Origin of the sequence: Corynebacterium lipophiloflavum DSM 44291 (assembly GCF_000159635.1) — a bacterium.
Taxonomy (GTDB): domain Bacteria; phylum Actinomycetota; class Actinomycetes; order Mycobacteriales; family Mycobacteriaceae; genus Corynebacterium; species Corynebacterium lipophiloflavum.
On the sequence record NZ_GG667191.1, the window covers coordinates 265,373 to 282,125 of the forward strand.

Sequence of the window (16,753 nt, forward strand, 5' to 3'; positions counted from 1 at the left end):
GTGCGCCTGATTCGTTTTCGCTGTTCGCGGCGTTATATTGCCTTGCATGAAATGGCGTCTTTTCGTGGCCCTGATTGTCCTGATTGCGGGGGCCCTTTTGCCGATGTCTCCGGTAAGCACGTGGTCGTCGGGTGATGAGTCGACGGGCGCGCCGCAGGTTACCCCTGGCCCCGATGGGCTTGTCGACGCCCGCCGCGCCGCCGGTGAGGCCGCCGCGAATGCCAGCCTGCTCACCAGCGGCACCGGCCAGTTCAAAGAGGGCGTAGTGACGCTCGACGAGGGTTCGACTGCGCTTGTCGACGGCATCGCCGCCGCAAGCACGGGAGCCACGGAGCTCTCCAACGGGATGGTGGAGTTGCAGGCCGGCACGGGTCAGCTTGCCGCCGGTGCGACGCGGGTGGCCGATAGCGTCGGTGGCGTGGTCGACCAGGTTGTCGGGTTCGAGGCGGTCCGCGGTCAGGTGCTGTCCACGATCGACTCAACGCTGGAGCGGATGAAGGACTCCAAGGACCCCGACGTCGTCCAGGCCCGAGAGGCGCTCCAGGGGTTGCGCGAGCAGGCGCAGACCGCGCAGCTGCCGGCGGACGCGGTGTCGCAGCTCACCGAGCTGAAAAACGGCTCGCGCGAAGTGGCTAACCAGCTCTCAGTGCCCGGTTACGCCTACCACGACGGTGTGTACTCGGCGACCAACGGTGCCGCGGAGTTGGCGAGCGGGTTAAGCGAGCTCAACAACGGTGCCGCTCCGGCGCGGGAGGGCATCAAGCAGCTTCGCGACGGCTCCGAAAAGCTCGACGAGATGGCGGCAAAGACGTCGGACTCGATCGACAGCGTGCGCCGGGCGATTCCGGCCCCGGCGCCCGCTGCGGCATCGGAAGGCCAGGCGGACCAGGGTGCGCCGACCTCGGCGCTGGCGCCGTTGGCGGCGATGCTGATCGCCGCGCTGGTCACCATCGGTGGGCTGGCGCTCGCCGTCGCGGTAGCTTTCCTGCCGGGCCGGAAGTGGTGGGCCATCGCCGCGGGCACCGGTTTTCTCACGCTCATCGGGCTCGTTTTGGTCCTGGTCTTGGGCGTGTCCCTGTCCCCGCTCGCGGTTGCTACCGCGGCGCTTGCGCTTGCCGTGTCCACGCTTGCCGCGGCCGGTTTGAGCTGGATGCTGATGTCGGCCTTCGGGGCCGGGGCGGGGTTGGGCAGCGCTGCCGTCCTCGCCGTGGCGCAGATCGGCATTGTTGGCTGGGTGTGGAAGTCTGCCGCGGCTGGCGCGGTCTCCGCCATCGCGGCCGCGGTGTCGAGCGCGATGCCGATGCACTGGCTCACGGCAGCGCTCTCAGCGGCCGGCAACGGGGGGTCCACCACCGCCCTGTGGGTCGGTATCGGACTGAGCGCGGCACTCGCGGTGCTGGGCCTGATCGGCGTGAGCCGAACCAGGGCGTAAAATCCGGCCACGCTACCACCGATCGTGATACACGTTATAAAATAGTTTCGTGTATCTAAGGAGATAGCACTGTGGATCAGAGCCCGTTTATCGAAATTGGACTGCCGATCGCCCTTTTTCGTCATCATGATCGGCATCGGGCTGAGCCTCACCATCGCCGATTCTACCGCCCACGCACGACGCCTGCGAGCGTCGATAGTCGGGCTCATCGGCCAGCTCACACTGCCGCCGCTGTTGGCGCTGGGTATCGCGTGGGTATTCGGCCTCACCCCGCTGATGGTGCTCGGGGTCGTGCTGGTCGCTGCCGCGCCCGGGGGAGCGACGTCCAACCTGGCAACCTACCTGGCGCGCGGCTCCGTGGCGCTGTCGATCATCCTCACCGTCGCCGCCTTGCAGCGGCAGTGGCACGGGTTCTTCCGCCCCAAAATGGACGCAACAATCAACGGCGCACCGTGCAGCATTGAATTCTCCAATTCGCCGCTCACTGCGCGGTTGGCGCTCGGCGCCCAACCCGCCGCCACCTTGCAGCGGCAGTGGGACGGGATATTTCAAGAATTCTGGCGCCCGCACAGGTACACCTTGAGCTTTGAGTGCCACACCGACGAGCGGACACGCGCCGCGATCCTCGGCATCGCCGTCGCGATCGACATGGTGGTCCTTGCCGCGCAGCAAGCCAGCCACACCTAAAAAAGATCCGCACTGATGGCTCAAAGGTGCCTTTGTCAGTGCGGATGCGGTTGGTCGGGATAACAGGATTTGAACCTGCGACCTCTTCGTCCCGAACGAAGCGCGCTACCAAGCTGCGCCATATCCCGGTGTACGTCAAGTACTGGGGATACTTTACTCGTGGACCAAGTTAGAGCCAAAACGCCTGCTCGGGGGCGTTAGGCCCGGCTCTCGGTAATGCGGATCAGCGCGGCGGAGGGGCGGCAGAAGATGCGCACCGGGGCGTACTTTGAGGTGCCGAGCCCGCCTGTGACTTCCATCCACATTGACCCGTAGCGGTGTAGGCCGGAGGCTCGCTGCCGGTCGATGTCCGAATTGGCAACAATCGCTCGCTCGCCGGGAAGGCAGATCTGTCCTCCGTGAGTATGCCCCGCCAGAGCCACGTCGTAGCCGTCGGCCTCAAACGCGGACAGCACGCGCCGGTAGGGGGCGTGCAGCAAGCCGATCGACAGATCGGCGTCCGCGTTCGGCGCCCCGGCGATTTCTTCGTAGCGGTCGAGGTCGTGGTGCGGGTCGTCGACGCCGGCGAGCGCGAGCTTGACTCCGGAGGCCTTGAACTCCAGGCGCTGGTGCGTGGCCTCGCGCCAGCCGCGTTCGATGAACGCCGCGCGCATGCCCTCCCAGGGCAGGTCCACGTATGAGGGCTGGCGCTTGGAGTTTAGGAGGTACTTCAGCGGGTTGACCGGCCGCGGGGCCCAGTAGTCGTTGGTGCCGAAGACGAACGCGCCGGGGCGGTTGAGCAGTGGCTCGAGGGCATCCAGGACGTAAGGCACCCCGCGCAGGTCCGAGAGGTTGTCGCCTGTGTTGATCACGAGGTCCGGCTGCAGCGCATCGAGGGCGCGGACCCACGCGATTTTGGTATCTTGCCCCGGGATCATGTGCAGATCGGAGATGTGCAGAATTTTAAAGGCGTCCGCGCCGCGCAGCGTGCCTGGCGGGAGCAGGGGCAGCTCGTAGGTTTTGAGCTGGAACTTGGTCAGCTCGGAGACGCCGAACGCGAGCGTCGCCAAGCCAGCTGCTGTAGCTGTTGCGAAGGTGGCCGGAAGAATATGTCGAAGCTTCATCCCACCCGAGGTTACAGGTCGCGTAACCTCGAATTCATGAGTGAGCTGAAAGACAAAATTCGCGCCGACCTGAAAGAGGCCATGAAGGCCAAGGAGAAGGAGCGCACGGGCACGATCCGCATGCTGCTGGCCGCGATCCAGGCCGCGGAGACCGAGGGCACCAAGCACGAGGTTGGTGACGACGAGATCATCGCGATCATCGCTCGCGAGATCAAGAAGCGTCGCGAATCCGCGGAGATTTACCGCACCAACGACCGCGCGGACCTCGCCGACGCCGAGCTTGCCGAGGTCGAGGTGCTCGAGGGCTACCAGCCGAAGCAGCTTGACGACGCCGAGCTTAACGCCCTGGTCGACGAGGCAATCGCCGAGACCGGTGCGGACTCCATGGCCCAGATGGGTGCGGTGATGAAGGCGGCGACGGCCAAGGCCGCCGGCCGCGCCGACGGAAAGCGCCTCTCCGCCGCAGTCAAAGACCGTCTGGGCAGCTAAAGGCCCCTAGCCGAAGATCTCGTTGAGTTGGCTGCGGGCGTCGTCAATCTGGCGCTGCAGCTCCTCGAGCTCCGGCGAGGGCCGCGACGGCGCACGCGACGGGGCCGGCGCGGTCCGCGACTCCGTCTGACGCGGCGGGGAACCGTCGGAGATGTTGAGCTTGACCAGCGACCCCGGGGCGAGGTTCGGGTCCATCGGCTCCGCGGAGACAACAGTGCCGCGCGGCGCGCCGTCGCCGAAGACGGTCTGCAGAACCACGCGCAGGCCCTGCTCCTCGAGCCTGGAGCGCGCAGTCTCCGTGTCCATCCCCACGACCGAATCAAGCGCCGCCTGGCGCGTGCCGCGCTCGTAGACCGCGCTCGACTCGGGAAGGCCAGCGTTTCGCGCCCCCGGCACCCCGTTTGCCATGCGGAACCAGGCGTCGGCGGCCTCGTTGCCGCCAAACAAGGTGCCCTCGGAGCACTGGCGCACAGGGCTGGTGCACAGCGGGGTGGTCTGTGTCCCGTCGTTGTAGATGTAGGGAACGCCCGCCAGCGCCCGGTTGAACCCGAAGAACGCCGACGACTGGTGCGATTCCGTCGTACCCGTCTTGGCGGCGACCGGGGCGTCCCAGCCGGCTGCGGAGGCAGCGCGCCTCGCGGTTCCGGTTTTTGTGTCTTCCGCCATGCCCTGCGCCAAGGCACCGGCGATTTCCTTGTCCACGGCCTGCTCGCAGGCGGGGCGGTCGATGTAGATCTCCTGGCCGAACTTGTCGGTCACGCGCGCGATCGGGTTCGGCTCGCACCAGCGGCCGTTAGAGGCGAGGGTTGCGCCAACGTTAGAGAGTTCGAGAGCGTTGACCGCGAGCGGGCCGAGCACGAAAGAGCCCATGTTGTCCTCGATCGCGGCCTGCTCAATCGAGCGCTCGCCATCGTAGGTGCCGTCGGCGGCATACGAGCGCAGCCCGAGCCGGACGGCCATGTCCACCGTAGGCTCCACTCCCACCCTCTGGACGAGCTCGATGAAGGTGGTGTTGGGCGACTGCGCCAGGGCGTCGCGAAGCGAGAGCTCGGACGCGTACCTGCCGGCGTTTCCCACGCAGTAGGCGCCGGGTGGGCAGTTGTCGGCGCCGCCCGCGCCCATGCCGTAAACGACGGAGCGCTCGGGGGTGTCCAGCATGGTGTCCAGGCCCATTCCCTGCTCAAGGGCGGCGCCGGCGGCGAAGATCTTAAACACTGAGCCGGCGCCGTTGCCCACCAGGGAAGACGGCTGCGGCATGATCGTTTGATTCTCTTCCAGGTCGAGCCCGTAGAAGCGTGACGACGCCATCGCGGCGATGTCGCGCGACTCCTCGCCCGGGCGCACGACGTTGAGGACACCGGCGACGCCGGGGGTGGACGGGTCGACGCTGCTGCGAATCGCGTTGACCGCGCTTGCTTGAACCGTCGGGTCGAGTGTGGTGGTAATCGTGTACGCGCCCTTTTCCAGCTCCTCCTGCGGCAGGCCCTTGCTGGCCAGGTAGGTCAAGGCGTAGTCGCACAAAAACCCGTTGTCGCCCGCGGCGAGGCAGCCGTCGGGAAGCAGATTTGGCTGCTCAAGGGTGTCCAGCGGCTCGGCGGACCAGGCGTCGGCCTCCTCCTGCGTGATGGACCCGTAGGCCGCCATGTTGTTGAGCACAGTGTTGCGGCGCTCGATCGCGCCTTCGGGGTTTGTGTACGGGTTGAGGTACTCGACGGACTGGAGAAGGCCGATCAGAAGCGCGGCCTGCTTCGGCTGAAGGTCGCGGGCGGGCACGTCGAAGTAGGTGCGCGCGGCCGCTTCGATGCCGAAAGAGTGGTTGCCGAAGGAGACGAGGTTGAGGTAGCGGGTGAGGATCGTGTCCTTGTCCAACGTCTGATCCAGCTCGGAGGCCATGCGCATTTCGCGCAGTTTGCGGGGGATGGACTGCTCGGTTGCGGCGATGGCCTCTTCGGTGGATTCGGCGTCGACGAGCCACAGGTAGTTCTTTACGTACTGCTGGTTGATGGTGGACGCTCCCTGTTCCACCCCGCCGGCGAGCAGGTTGGTCACCATCGCGCGGGCGAAGCCTTGCATGTCCACGCCGTCGTGCTGGTAGAAGCGGCGGTCCTCGGTGGAGACCAGGGCGTCCTTGGCGTACTGGGAAATTTCCTCGCTGGGCACTTCGTAGCGGCGCTGGTTGAACAGCCAGGCTATGGGCTGGCCGTTGACGTCGGTGATTGTGGTCACGCCTGGGACGTGGCCGTCGGTGAGGTCGGAGAGGTTCGTCTGCATCGTCTGGGAGGTGCGCGCCACGGCAACACCGCCGAGCCCCGCGATGGGGGCGAGGGCGGCCGCGATGACGAGGCCCGACGCGAGTATGGCGAGGAGCAGTTTTCCGAGCGAAGAGAGAGCTGACACCCCCTTACCCTAAACCACTGTGGCGTGCGGGGGAACTCCCAATCCCCCCAATCCGTGTGACCCATTCGACAATTCGGCGAACGTGTGAATACACTTACAAACACAAGTTAATTCGGATAAGAAAAGCATTCTTACCCCAAGGAGACGCCATGACGACAACGCTGGGCCGCGAAGCCCTCGAATCGGCACCCGCGCCGCGCCGCAGCACTTCGGTCGGGACGACGAGGAATTACGACTCAGGCGGCCAGCTCGTGTTCGACCGTGGCGAATGGGTCACCCTGGCGACGTGCCGCTCCGGCGACCCGGATGCGTTGTTCGTTCGTGGCGCTGAACAGCGCAAAGCCGCCGCAATCTGCCGCCGCTGCCCTGTCCAGATGGAGTGCCGCGCCGACGCGCTGGACAACCGCATCGAGTTCGGGGTGTGGGGTGGGCTCACCGAGCGCCAGCGCCGCGCCGTGCTGCGCCAAAATCCGCACGTCACCGACTGGGCGGAGCACCTCGCCTCCGGCCGAGAGGTTGCGGGACTCTAACCCGGGGCGCACACGGTAGAATCGCCCCATGACTTCTTGGGAATACGCCACCGTGCCGCTTCTGACCCACGCCACCAAGCAAATCCTGGACACCTGGGGCGAGGACGGCTGGGAACTTGTCACCGTCACCCCCGGCCCGACGCCGGAGAACCTCGTCGCCTACATGAAACGCGAGGTTTAGGCCGTGGCCGGAACCATCACCCATCGGCTTTCCGCGCTCGGGCTGGAACTGCCCGAGGTCGTCGCACCTCTCGCCGCCTACGTACCCGCCACCCGCGTGGGAAACCAGGTGTGGACGTCGGGGCAGCTCCCGCTTGTCGACGGCTCTCTGCCCGCAACCGGCAAAGTCGGCGCCGAGGTCTCCGAGGACCAGGGCTACGAGCTGGCGCGCCGCGCCTGCCTTAACGCGCTCGCCGCAATCGACGCGCTAGTGGGGCTCGACAATGTCACCCGCGTGATCAAGGTCGTCGGTTTCGTCGCCTCAGCGCCGGGCTTCACCGGCCAGCCGAAGGTGATCAACGGTGTCAGCGAGCTGATCGGCGAGGTCTTCGGGGATGCCGGCGCGCACGCCCGCTCCGCGGTCGGCGTCGCTGTGCTGCCGTTGGACTCACCCGTTGAGATCGAGATCATCGTCGAGGTAGCGGACGTAGCCACCTAATCGCTGTAGGCTTTAAGCTATGCAGCATCCCGCTTACAGCCAACTGCGGCCGGTCACCCCTTCGGCTTCCGTCGTGCTCTGCCCCAACCCGAGCTACGCGGCGCTGGAGGGCACGAACTCCTGGGTTGTCAGGGCCCCCGAGGACGAGTTCAGCATTGTCGTCGATCCGGGCCCGGAGGATGAGGGCCACCTCAACGTGCTGAGTGCGAAGGGCGAAAAGGTGGCGTTGATTCTGCTCACCCACCGCCACCACGACCACGCGGACGGCGCGCAGCGCTTCCGCCAGCTCACTGGTGCACCGATCCGCGCCATTGACCCGCAGCACTGTGCGGGTGCTGAGCCGCTCGTCGACGGAGAGGTCATTTCCGTCGACGGCATTTCCCCCCAACTCAAGGTGGTGGCCACGCCCGGCCACACGCGGGATTCGGTGAGCTTTCTCGTCTACTCCGGTGCGGCCGGCGAATCCGAGCTCGAGGGCATCATTACCGGTGACACGATCGCGGGGCGCCACACCACGATGATCTCCGAAACGGACGGCGATCTCGGCGACTACCTCGAATCCCTGACCCTGCTGGAGGAGCAGGGCGAGGGCGTGCGCCTGTTGCCCGGCCACGGCCCGGAAGGCGATGACGTTGCGGAGTTCGCGCGCAAGTACCTGCAGCGCCGCACCCAGCGCCTGGAGCAGATCCGCGAGGTAATCAAAGAGCACGGTGTGGATGCGGACATCAGCACGTTCGTCGACGCGATCTACGACGACGTTGACCCGGTGCTGCGCGGCGCGGCCGAGCAGACGACGCGCGTCGCGCTGCGCTACATCCGCAACCAGAGCTAACGGGAGTTAGCGAGGAAGGTCAGCGCGCGCGCCGGGCGAGGTGCTCGGTGTCGACGATGAGCACGCTCTTGCCCTCCAAGCGGATCCACCCGCGGTGCGCGAAGGTGGCCAGCGCCTTGTTCACGGTCTCGCGCGACGCGCCGACGAGCTGCGCGATCTCTTCTTGGGTCAGGTCGTGGTTGACCCGCAGCGCGCCACCCTCCTGGGTGCCGAAGCGGTTAGCCAGCTGCAGCAGGGTCTTGGCGACGCGGCCCGGGACGTCGGTGAAAATCAGGTCCGCCAAAGAGGCGTTGGTGCGGCGCAGCCTGCGCGCGAGCACCCGCAGCAGCTGCTGCGAGATGTCCGGGTAGTCGCTGATCCACTTCTTCAACGACTCGGAATTCATCGTGGCCGCGGAGACCTCGGTGACGCACACGGCGGAGGAGGTGCGCGGGCCCGGGTCGAAGATGGACAGCTCGCCGAACATGTCGGACGGGCCCATCACGGACAGGAGGTTCTCGCGGCCGTCGGAGGCGTGGCGCGCGAGCTTTACCTTGCCCTCAATAATGATGTAGAGCCGATCCCCCGGTTCGCCCTCGTCGAAGATCGTGGTGCCACGCGGGAAGTGGACGCTTTCCATCTCCCCGATCAGAGCCGTCACGGCATTCGTCTCGACGCCCTGAAAAATCCCCGCGCGCGCGAGAATGTCGTGGTCGCCTTGCATCTTTGCCTCCTCTGGTGAACGGCACTACTCCACCCGTTAGGGTATCACTGCTGTGGGAGGTTCGTCACAAAAGGGCGAAACTGTGGTCATTTACGGAAACATGCTGGACTCAATCTTTTCCATGCCGACGGCAAAGAAGCCGAAAATCACCGGAACCAAAGCTACGAGGACGACCGTCATGGGTGAGATTCTACCGGTGCGATCGGGGCGGTCGCTATAGTTGCGCCTATGACTGGACCCACCGGCTCATCTCTCCCTGCGGCGTCGCTCACTCCCCAGCGGCGGCGCCGGCCCGGTTCCCACCCGGCGTCGAAGGGCGCGGAGACTGCCATCGGGCGAACCCGCCGCGCGCGTCGCATCAACCGCACGCTTGCAGCGGTGTTTCCCGACGCGCACGCGGAGCTCGACTACACCAACCCGCTGGAGCTACTTGTTGCCACCGTGCTCAGCGCCCAAACCACCGACGTGCGCGTCAACCAGGTCACCCCTGAGCTCTTCGCCCGCTTTCCGACGGCGTCCGCGTACGCCTCGGCGCAGCAGGATCAGGTGGAGGAAATCATCCGCCCCACCGGCTTTTACCGCGCGAAGGCGGCGAACCTCATCGGGCTGGGCCGCGCGCTGGTGACCAACTTCGGTGGCGGGGTCCCAACCTCGCTCGAGGACCTGGTGACCCTGCCGGGGGTGGGCCGAAAGACAGCGCACGTGGTGCGCGGCAACGCCTTCGGCATGCCGGGACTGACCGTGGACACGCACTTCCAGCGGCTCGTGCACCGGCTCAAACTCACCGAGGAGAAGGACCCGGTGGCAATCGAGCACGTAATTGGCGCCATCATTGAGAAAAAGGAGTGGACGATGTTTTCGCACCGGATCATCTTCCACGGCAGGCGCGTTTGCCACGCCCGCACCCCAGCCTGCGGCGCGTGCCCGCTGGCGTTCGACTGCCCCAGCTTCGGGGAGGGGCCAACTGACCCGGCCCGGGCCGCGGCGAAGGTGACCGGCCCCGAGCGCGAGCACATCCTGGGATGTGCGGGAAGTAGCGAAGGGGGAGTGCCGGGTGAATAGGACAGCGGTATTGGGGGTGGCCGCCGCGGTGGTGGCCACCATCGTCGTACTCGCCGGGGCACTGGTTCTGTTGCGCCCGGCCCCGGGCGTATCAGGCGGGGCAGGAGCGTTGGGTGAGGCGTCGACAAGCAGCGAAGCGGTGGTTCCCGCGCGTCCCGACTGCCCCGGGTCGCAGGTCGGCGGGGTGGCCCTCGACTGCCTCGGCGGCGGGTATTCCGACCCCGCCAGCGAGGTCACCGAGGTCACCGAGGTCACCGTGGTCAACGTCTGGGCGTGGTGGTGCGACCCGTGTCGCGGGGAACTGCCGGTGATCGAGCAGTTCGCGGCGGAGAACCCGCAGTTCAACGTCGTTGGTGTGCACGCGGACGCCGTGGCCGCAAACGGCGCGGGGATGCTCAACGAGCTCGGCGTCGGGTTGCCCAGCTACCAGGACAGCGACAACACTTTCGCGGGCACCTTGGGGCTGCCCGGGGTAATCCCGCTGACCGTGGTGTTTCGGGGCGACGAGCAGGTCGCGGTGTTTCCCAAGGTGTTCCACAGCACCGCTGAGCTCGACGCCGCCGTGGCGGGGGTGCTGTGAGTGGCGGATGTCGCGTTACAACCCGAGCTCTCACCGGGCTGGCTGACCAGCATGATCGCCGGGATAGGCACCCCTGAGAACTCCGCGCGGGCGAAACAGCTGCTTTCCGGGCGCTTAGCGTCGCACCCCGAGCGTGACGACGCCGCCGTGCTCATGCTCCTCACCGGCGATAATGCGGCCGAGGCGGAGATCCTGATCACCCACCGCACCCCGACGATGCGCAGCCACTCCGGGCAGATGGCGTTTCCCGGCGGGCGTATCGACGACACCGATCTCGGGCCCGTGGACGCGGCGCTGCGTGAGGCGTGGGAGGAAACGGGCCTTCAGCGCCACCGCGTCACCCCGCTGGCCGTGATGCCCTCGCTCACAACCGCCGGAGGGCGCCGCCGCGCGGTTCGCCCGGTGCTGGGCTACTCAGCCGACCCGGGACGCCCGCATGTGGCATCTCCGGCGGAAACAGACGACGTCTTCTTCGCCCCGGTCGCGGATCTACTAGCCCCGGAAAACCGGCTCGACGTCGGCTTTTTCGGCTTTACCGGGCCGGCGTTCTGGGTCAACGACTACCTTGTCTGGGGCTTTACGGGAGTGCTTCTCGACGTCCTCTTCGACGCCGCCGGGTGGGCCAAGCCCTACGACCCCAGCATCGTGCCGTTGCGCCGGGCGCTCAAGCGCTCGCGCAACGGCGAGCGCCACTTGTGACGCGATCCGGAGTAACATCAACCCTAATTGAGCCCGGGCCAAGTGGGCCCGCGCCTGAACCGAGAGTGACTTGAGGGAGAACCGACGCGTTGAACGCCGCTGTCATCGTCGATGCAATCCTTGTTGCCGTGATCATCGCCGCGTTCGTCAGCGGCTGGCGCCAGGGTGCGCTCAGGGCGGTGTTGTCGATGGTGGGTGTCATCGCCGGGTTGATCGTCGGCCTGGCCATCGCGCCACTTCTGGTAAATCTCGCTGAAACCCGGGCGTTAAAGATCGTGATTCTGTTGGCCGTGGTGGTGCTGTTTGTCGGCATGGGCAACCTCGTGGGGCTCGTTGTCGGATCCGGGATACGCGAGCGTGCCCGGTTTCGCTCCACCCACGTGCTGGACTCGGTGGTGGGGTCCGTGTTCCAAGCGGTGGCGGTGGGGCTGGTCACCTGGTTCCTCTCGATTCCGCTGGCCACGTCCGTCCCGGGCGCAGTCGGTGACGGCATCCGCAACTCCACTGTTCTCGGTGTGATCGACTCGGCAGCGCCCGCCGGGCTGGAGTCGCTTCCCGGCAGACTCGCGGCGCTGCTCAACGATTCGGGCCTGCCGCCGCTGGTCTCGCCGTTTGCCACCCCTGGCGGCCAGCAGGTCGATGCCCCCGACGCGGCGGCAATCGACCCAGCGGTGGTCGACCGGGTCAGCCCGAGCGTGGTGCACGTCATGGGCGATGCGGGGTCTTGCGGGCGCAAGCTCATGGGCTCCGGTTTCGCCGCCGCCGAGGACTACGTTGTCACCAACGCCCACGTTGTGGCGGGTACGGAAACCGTCAGCCTGGACACCGTGCTTGGGGTCAAGCCCGCCGAGGTTGTCTATTACCGCCCGGACGTGGACATTGCCGTGCTGCGCAGCGAGAGGTTGGGCCTCGACCCGATCCCGCTGGCGAGGCAGGGGCTGGTCCGCGGCGACGACGCCGTGGTGATGGGTTATCCGCGTTCTGGGCCGTTTGAGGCCGCACCTGCTCGCGTGCGCAGCCGGATCAACATCTCCGGCCCGGACATCTACTCCACCGGCCGCGTCGAGCGCGAGGCGTACACCCTGCGCGGCAACGTCAGGCAGGGCAACTCGGGCGGCCCACTGCTGACACCCGAAGGCGAGGTGGCGGGGGTGATCTTCGGCGCGTCCGTCGACTCCAGCGACACCGGCTACGCGCTCACCCTCGACCAGGTGCTCAGCGCGGTGGGCCCGCTGCAATCACACACCACGCCGGTTGATACGCAGAGCTGCGTCATCGGCTAGCCCGCGGGCGAACTCGGCGACCGCGTCGATGAAGGCCCCCGGGTTTTCAATGTGGGGCAGGTTCTTCGCACCCGGGAGGGTGAGCGTGCGGTAGTCGCCGTCGACCCGCTTGCGTTGGCGCGCGGCGAGGCGCTCCCACAGGCTTTGTCCGGGGTGAATCAAAAGCGTGGGGGCGTTGACTTTCGCCCGGCGCGGTGCCGCGCTGGTCAGCAGGCGGGAGTTGTGCACGCTGTGGATGAAGGCGTTGTCGATCGCGGCGGCGGTGCGTCGTAACGCGAGCACCTCGGCGAAAGCATCTGTGCGCTGGAAGGCGGCCGTGGTGTTGATGGCCAGGTTGGTGCGGTAGGCACGCCGGCGGGCGCGGCCGAAGCGCTCCAGCAGCCGCGCGGGCAGATGGGCGAGCGCGCTGCGGCCGAGCATGGGCATGAAATCCCACGGCCGTGATGCCATCGCCGCGCGCAGGTCCGCTGGGTGCGACGCCGAGATGGACACGAGCCCCACGACACTGTCGGGGTGCGCAGCGGCGCTCACCCAGGCCACCGCGCCTCCCGTGTCGACGCCCACGAGCACGGCGTTTTTATGGCCGAGTGTGGCTATCGCCCCCTTGACGTCACCCACCGCGAGCAGCATGTTGTTGCCGGGCCGAGGTGGGGGTTTGTCCGACATGCCGTAGCCGCGCATGTCGAGCGCGGCGACGTGAAAACCCCGCTGCGCAAGCGCAGCGATGACCTCAGAAAAATCGAACCACCCTCCGAACGTGCCGTGGAGTAGCACGATCAGCGGGTGGTCGGGATCGCCCGCGGTGACCGCGTGGAGGCGGATGCCGCGGGTGTGGAGCATGCGGTGGGCGAAATCGCCTTCAAGCTCGACTACCGACGGGGGCAGTCGCCGCCTGGAACTGGGCACCGCGTGTTGACGCTCGAGCTAGTCGACGTTCGCCACGGTGGAGCCGCCGCGCGACGGCACGGGGCGGCCGGTCGGCGCGGGGCCGCCGGTGTAGAGAGCGCTGTCGTCCTCGGCGAGGTTCTTCTTCGCCTGGCCGGGGACGAGGTTCTTGAGCTCGTTGACGCTGTCGATGGTGCGCTCGGGGGCCTTGATCTTCTTGACCTTGCGCAGACCGATGAAAGCGAGGATGCCGGCGACGGCGAGCATGATCAAAAAGACGATGAGGAAGGCGGCCCACCACGGCATCCACAGCTGCAGAAGCGCGGCGAGGAAGAAGAAGAAAAAGAAGGTGGAGTAAAGCGCGATGACGCCGGCGACGGCGAACAGGCCGCCACCGATGGCGCCCTTCTTGACTTCGCCGATGACCTCGGTCTTGGCGAGCTCGATCTCGTTGCGCACCAGGCGGGAGACCTGCTCGGTGGCGTTGGAGACCAGGCCGCCGATGGAGTCCTGGCCCGGCTGCGTGACGTCGGTGTCGCGCAGCGGGATAGAGTCCACCTTCGCGGAGATGGCTGTCGAACCGTTAGTGTAGAGACCCTTATTGCTCACGTTGAATACCTTCCTCGGTGGCGCTAGCCAACTTTTTCATTAGAACATACCCAATCCTAGAGGATTATGTGTTGTTGCTGTCCTTCTTGATGCGCTGGGCGACCCACACGCCCGCGGCGGCGAGGGCGGTCACGCCGGCGAGCACGCCTGCGCCGATGCCGAATTCGCGGGCGTTGGGCATCTGAATCAGCGGGACGGGGTGTTTGAAGATGCGGATTTCCCACTCGTTGTCCTGGGCGTGCTTGCGCAGGGTGCGATCCGGGTTGACCGCCACGGCGTGGCCAACCATCTCGAGCATCGGGATGTCGGTGGCGGAGTCGGAGTAGGCGTAGCAGAGCTCGAGGTCGTAGCCGTGGGTGTCGGCGAATTCCGCCACTGCCTCGGCTTTGGCGTCGCCTTTGAGGAAGCGGGTGATGTTGCCCGTGAGTTTGCCGTCGACGATTTCAATTTCGGTGGCGACGATCATGTCCACCCCGAGCTCGCGCGCGATGGGGTCGACGAGGATGTCGGCCGAGGCGGAAATGATGATGATGTCGCGACCGTGGCGCTTGTGGTACTCGATCAGCTCGCGCGCCTCGGCGTAGATCGCGGGCGTGACCACGCTGCGCATCGTCTCGGTGGTGATGCGGTTGATGTCGTCGACGGACCAGCCGGCGACGAGCTGCGAGAGGTAGTCGCGGGTGGAATCCATTTGCTCGCTGGAGTGCCCGCTGAGCATGTAGGAGGCTTTGGACATGTAGATCTCCACGGCCTCCTGCCGGGAGATGAGCCCGTTGTTGAGGAACTCTTTGCCGAACGCGAAGGCGGAGGAGGTTGCGATGATGGTCTTGTCCAGGTCGAAGAAGGCGGCGGTGCGCGGCGCGGTGGCGTCCGCGCTTTCTCCGCTCAACCCGTCGCGGCAGTCTTCGCCAGTCATGCCCCACATTGTAGCCGTGCCCCGCGAGCGTCGAGGTAAACGACCACTTCGAAAAGATTTACGAAAATTTGTGGCGAGGTGCTTGCAACTTGTTTGGGGTGTGTGTCATAATCATTGCTGCAAGGCCCCGATATACAGTGTGGCCTGCCCCGGTCCACCCCCCCCGAGACCGGGTTACTGACGGCCCGCGCACACCCCCCCGAGGCGCGGGCCGTCTCTTATGCCCGGAGCTGGGCGGGTTATCCACAACAAAGTGTGTGAAGCGTCACCCATCCCCGGGGGTTATCCACAGGTTGTGTGGGTGGTCTTGTGCAGGTCAGGCGCGTGCGCGACAGTCGAAGCCATGCCGCAACCGACACCGATCCTCATCGCGATTGACGACATCGCCGTGCACTCGGAAGCCGTCCACCTCGCCGCCGCCTCGGGCAGGGCGATTGTCGACGCAACCGCCTCCCCGGCCGTGTTCGAGCGCCACATCGACGCCGTGTTCGCCGTGCTAGTCGACGCCCCCAAGTACCTCACCGAGCTCACGCGTGCCCAGCACCGGGCGGGGATCTTCCTGGTCGGGCCCGACCTCGCCGCCGTCGCCGCGGCGCACGCCGCCTACCCCGCGGCCGAGGCCGCCTTCGTGCTCCCGGCCCAGGCTGCTGAGCTGCTGCGCTGCCTCGGGACGCTCGAGCGGACCCCTCGTCCGCTCCGTGCCGGGGGCAAGGTCATCGCCGTGGTCGGCGCGGCCGGTGGGGTGGGGGCGTCAACGCTGTGCGCGTCGATAAGCCGCGCGGCGGCGCGCGACCGCGAGCCCACGATCATCGACGCCCACCGCTACTCGGGAGGTTTTGACCTGCTGGTGGGTATCGAGGAGCGCGGCGGTGCGCGGTGGGGCGAGATCTCGTTCGGGGAGGGCAGCGTCGAGCGCGCTGATGTGCGCCGCGCCCTGCCGTGCACCCCTGACGGGATCGCGGTGCTGACGTGCTCGCGCACCACGATCGCTGACCCCTTCGTCCTTGACGCGGCGATGCTCGAGCGCACGGTGGCCGCGCTGGGCTCAGCAGGGCTCACGGTCGTGGACTGCCCCGTGGGACTTGTGCCGCAGCGCTGCGATCTCGCCCTTGTTATCACCCCGGGGGAGGTGCGCGCCGCCGCCGCTGCCGCGCGGATCTGCGCCGAGCTAGCCGCGAACAGCATCGGGTGCGCGATCGTGGCGCGGCGGCGCTCGTGGACGGGGCTGTCCATCAGTGAGATCGAGCGGGTGACCAAGCTCGACGTCGTCGCGGAGGTGCCCGAGATCACCGGCCTGACCCGCAAGGTCGAAACCGCGGGCCTGCCGCTGCGCTTGCCCCGCCAGCTCGCGCGCGCCGCCGCGAAGGTGATCGCGGAGGTCGGGGTATGAGCGCGCGGGCGACGGAGGAGATCATCACCCGCGTCAAGCGCCGGCTCGCCGCCGAGGCAGACGTCGACCCGGCGCGCCTGTCGGCCCTGATCCGAGAGGAATCGGTCGTGCTCAGCGACGTCGACGTCCTCACCATCATGCGCAGGCTACGCGACGACACCACCGGCGCCGGGCCGCTGGAGCAGCTCCTGGCAGATCCGACGGTGACCGACATCTGCGTCAACGGCCCGCACGGCGTCTACGTCGATCGCGGCAGCGGGCTCGAGGCCACCCCGGTGCGCTTTGCCGCGGACGCGGACGTGCGCCGCCTCGCCTCCCGCCTCGCCGCTGGTTGCGGGCGCAGGCTTGACGACGCCCACCCGTTCTGCGACGGCCACCTCACCCGCGACAACGGCACCCTCCTGCGCTTCCACGCGGTCCTGCACCCCACCGCGCACGTCGGCACGTGCATTTCGCTGCGCGTGCTGCGCTCCACCACGGCCACGCTCGACGACCTCG

General features: G+C 67.0%; 19 protein-coding genes and 1 tRNA gene. 13 read left to right on the forward strand and 7 right to left on the reverse strand.

Translation table 11 applies throughout. The features are described 5' to 3' along the window. Window positions 1–46 precede the first annotated feature (46 nt). Complete coding sequence (locus HMPREF0298_RS01305; RefSeq protein WP_006839277.1) at window positions 47–1,432, forward strand: membrane protein; 1,386 nt, start codon at window positions 47–49, stop codon at window positions 1,430–1,432. A gap of 126 nt (window positions 1,433–1,558) precedes the next feature. Beyond that, on the forward strand, window positions 1,559–2,119 hold the full coding sequence (locus HMPREF0298_RS11490; RefSeq protein WP_006839278.1) for a hypothetical protein: 561 nt from the start codon (window positions 1,559–1,561) through the stop codon (window positions 2,117–2,119). Between the two features lie 51 nt (window positions 2,120–2,170). Here the strand turns inward: HMPREF0298_RS11490 and HMPREF0298_RS01315 are convergent. Both HMPREF0298_RS01315 and HMPREF0298_RS01320 read right to left on the reverse strand, forming a co-directional pair. After that, a tRNA-Pro gene (locus tag HMPREF0298_RS01315) sits at window positions 2,171–2,247 on the reverse strand. Window positions 2,248–2,316: 69 nt separating this feature from the next. Continuing rightward, a complete protein-coding gene (locus HMPREF0298_RS01320; protein ID WP_006839279.1) occupies window positions 2,317–3,222 on the reverse strand; it encodes a metallophosphoesterase in 906 nt (301 codons plus the stop codon). 36 nt (window positions 3,223–3,258) lie between these two features. On the opposite strand from HMPREF0298_RS01320, the gene HMPREF0298_RS01325 reads away from it, so the two are divergent. After that, the gene (locus HMPREF0298_RS01325) at window positions 3,259–3,711 is read left to right on the forward strand and encodes a GatB/YqeY domain-containing protein (protein ID WP_006839280.1); all 453 of its coding nucleotides are present in this window, start codon (window positions 3,259–3,261) and stop codon (window positions 3,709–3,711) included. A gap of 6 nt (window positions 3,712–3,717) precedes the next feature. Here the strand turns inward: HMPREF0298_RS01325 and HMPREF0298_RS01330 are convergent, their stop codons facing one another. After that, complete coding sequence (locus HMPREF0298_RS01330; protein WP_006839281.1) at window positions 3,718–6,108, reverse strand: transglycosylase domain-containing protein; 2,391 nt, start codon at window positions 6,106–6,108, stop codon at window positions 3,718–3,720. A gap of 149 nt (window positions 6,109–6,257) precedes the next feature. On the opposite strand from HMPREF0298_RS01330, the gene HMPREF0298_RS01335 reads away from it, so the two are divergent. Genes HMPREF0298_RS01335 through HMPREF0298_RS01345 form a run of 4 tightly spaced genes read left to right on the forward strand, consistent with a single transcriptional unit; the run spans window position 6,258 to window position 8,128 of the window. Continuing rightward, entirely contained in the window at window positions 6,258–6,638 is a 381-nt protein-coding gene (locus tag HMPREF0298_RS01335) for a WhiB family transcriptional regulator (RefSeq protein ID WP_006839282.1), read from the forward strand. 28 nt (window positions 6,639–6,666) lie between these two features. Beyond that, window positions 6,667–6,819: a Sp36 family protein gene (gene sp36 / locus HMPREF0298_RS12105; protein WP_006839283.1), complete on the forward strand. Its 153-nt coding sequence runs from the start codon at window positions 6,667–6,669 to the stop codon at window positions 6,817–6,819. Window positions 6,820–6,822: 3 nt separating this feature from the next. Continuing rightward, on the forward strand, window positions 6,823–7,296 hold the full coding sequence (locus HMPREF0298_RS01340; protein ID WP_006839284.1) for a RidA family protein: 474 nt from the start codon (window positions 6,823–6,825) through the stop codon (window positions 7,294–7,296). A 19-nt stretch (window positions 7,297–7,315) separates the two neighbouring features. Further along, window positions 7,316–8,128 carry an MBL fold metallo-hydrolase gene (locus tag HMPREF0298_RS01345; protein ID WP_006839285.1) on the forward strand — a complete coding sequence of 271 codons (813 nt, stop codon included), beginning with the start codon at window positions 7,316–7,318 and terminating at the stop codon, window positions 8,126–8,128. A 19-nt stretch (window positions 8,129–8,147) separates the two neighbouring features. On the opposite strand, the gene glxR is transcribed toward HMPREF0298_RS01345, so the two are convergent. Beyond that, complete coding sequence (glxR, locus tag HMPREF0298_RS01350; RefSeq protein WP_006839286.1) at window positions 8,148–8,831, reverse strand: CRP-like cAMP-activated global transcriptional regulator GlxR; 684 nt, start codon at window positions 8,829–8,831, stop codon at window positions 8,148–8,150. A 228-nt stretch (window positions 8,832–9,059) separates the two neighbouring features. Between glxR and nth the strand changes: the two genes are divergently transcribed. From nth to HMPREF0298_RS01370, 4 genes are all read left to right on the forward strand, one after another. Continuing rightward, complete coding sequence (nth, locus tag HMPREF0298_RS01355; RefSeq protein WP_083789479.1) at window positions 9,060–9,893, forward strand: endonuclease III; 834 nt, start codon at window positions 9,060–9,062, stop codon at window positions 9,891–9,893. Beyond that, on the forward strand, window positions 9,886–10,473 hold the full coding sequence (locus tag HMPREF0298_RS01360) for a TlpA family protein disulfide reductase (RefSeq protein ID WP_040422138.1): 588 nt from the start codon (window positions 9,886–9,888) through the stop codon (window positions 10,471–10,473). The genes nth and HMPREF0298_RS01360 overlap by 8 nt, the downstream gene beginning before the upstream one ends. After that, complete coding sequence (locus HMPREF0298_RS01365) at window positions 10,474–11,172, forward strand: NUDIX hydrolase (RefSeq protein ID WP_006839290.1); 699 nt, start codon at window positions 10,474–10,476, stop codon at window positions 11,170–11,172. Between the two features lie 89 nt (window positions 11,173–11,261). Then, on the forward strand, window positions 11,262–12,455 hold the full coding sequence (locus tag HMPREF0298_RS01370) for a MarP family serine protease (RefSeq protein ID WP_006839291.1): 1,194 nt from the start codon (window positions 11,262–11,264) through the stop codon (window positions 12,453–12,455). Here HMPREF0298_RS01370 and HMPREF0298_RS01375 read toward each other — a convergent pair. The 3 genes from HMPREF0298_RS01375 to HMPREF0298_RS01385 form a co-directional block, all read right to left on the reverse strand. Next, window positions 12,411–13,295, reverse strand: coding sequence for an alpha/beta fold hydrolase (locus HMPREF0298_RS01375; protein ID WP_006839292.1), 885 nt, complete (start codon window positions 13,293–13,295; stop codon window positions 12,411–12,413). The two genes, HMPREF0298_RS01370 and HMPREF0298_RS01375, sit on opposite strands and share 45 nt — an antisense overlap. A gap of 84 nt (window positions 13,296–13,379) precedes the next feature. Then, entirely contained in the window at window positions 13,380–13,949 is a 570-nt protein-coding gene (locus tag HMPREF0298_RS01380) for a phage holin family protein (protein ID WP_006839293.1), read from the reverse strand. Between the two features lie 64 nt (window positions 13,950–14,013). Further along, complete coding sequence (locus tag HMPREF0298_RS01385) at window positions 14,014–14,865, reverse strand: HAD family hydrolase (RefSeq protein WP_040422140.1); 852 nt, start codon at window positions 14,863–14,865, stop codon at window positions 14,014–14,016. Window positions 14,866–15,208: 343 nt separating this feature from the next. On the opposite strand from HMPREF0298_RS01385, the gene ssd reads away from it, so the two are divergent. Together ssd and HMPREF0298_RS01395 are read left to right on the forward strand one after the other, a co-directional pair. Then, window positions 15,209–16,255, forward strand: coding sequence for a septum site-determining protein Ssd (ssd, locus tag HMPREF0298_RS01390; RefSeq protein WP_006839295.1), 1,047 nt, complete (start codon window positions 15,209–15,211; stop codon window positions 16,253–16,255). After that, window positions 16,252–16,753 (forward strand): ATPase, T2SS/T4P/T4SS family (locus HMPREF0298_RS01395; protein ID WP_006839296.1); only part of this gene is annotated, 502 nt, incomplete at its 3' end. The genes ssd and HMPREF0298_RS01395, both read left to right, overlap by 4 nt.

What these genes read in the sequence shown, in the direction of transcription:
- HMPREF0298_RS01305 (WP_006839277.1), top strand. Translation starts at nt 47, where the DNA reads ATGAAATGGCGTCTTTTCGTGGCCCTGATTGTCCTGATTGCGGGGGCC.
- HMPREF0298_RS11490 (WP_006839278.1), top strand. Translation starts at nt 1,559, where the DNA reads ATGATCGGCATCGGGCTGAGCCTCACCATCGCCGATTCTACCGCCCAC.
- HMPREF0298_RS01320 (WP_006839279.1), bottom strand. Translation starts at nt 3,222, where the DNA reads ATGAAGCTTCGACATATTCTTCCGGCCACCTTCGCAACAGCTACAGCA.
- HMPREF0298_RS01325 (WP_006839280.1), top strand. Translation starts at nt 3,259, where the DNA reads ATGAGTGAGCTGAAAGACAAAATTCGCGCCGACCTGAAAGAGGCCATG.
- HMPREF0298_RS01335 (WP_006839282.1), top strand. Translation starts at nt 6,258, where the DNA reads ATGACGACAACGCTGGGCCGCGAAGCCCTCGAATCGGCACCCGCGCCG.
- sp36 (WP_006839283.1), top strand. Translation starts at nt 6,667, where the DNA reads ATGACTTCTTGGGAATACGCCACCGTGCCGCTTCTGACCCACGCCACC.
- HMPREF0298_RS01345 (WP_006839285.1), top strand. Translation starts at nt 7,316, where the DNA reads ATGCAGCATCCCGCTTACAGCCAACTGCGGCCGGTCACCCCTTCGGCT.
- glxR (WP_006839286.1), bottom strand. Translation starts at nt 8,831, where the DNA reads ATGCAAGGCGACCACGACATTCTCGCGCGCGCGGGGATTTTTCAGGGC.
- nth (WP_083789479.1), top strand. Translation starts at nt 9,060, where the DNA reads ATGACTGGACCCACCGGCTCATCTCTCCCTGCGGCGTCGCTCACTCCC.
- HMPREF0298_RS01375 (WP_006839292.1), bottom strand. Translation starts at nt 13,295, where the DNA reads ATGCTCCACACCCGCGGCATCCGCCTCCACGCGGTCACCGCGGGCGAT.
- HMPREF0298_RS01385 (WP_040422140.1), bottom strand. Translation starts at nt 14,865, where the DNA reads ATGACTGGCGAAGACTGCCGCGACGGGTTGAGCGGAGAAAGCGCGGAC.
- ssd (WP_006839295.1), top strand. Translation starts at nt 15,209, where the DNA reads ATGCCGCAACCGACACCGATCCTCATCGCGATTGACGACATCGCCGTG.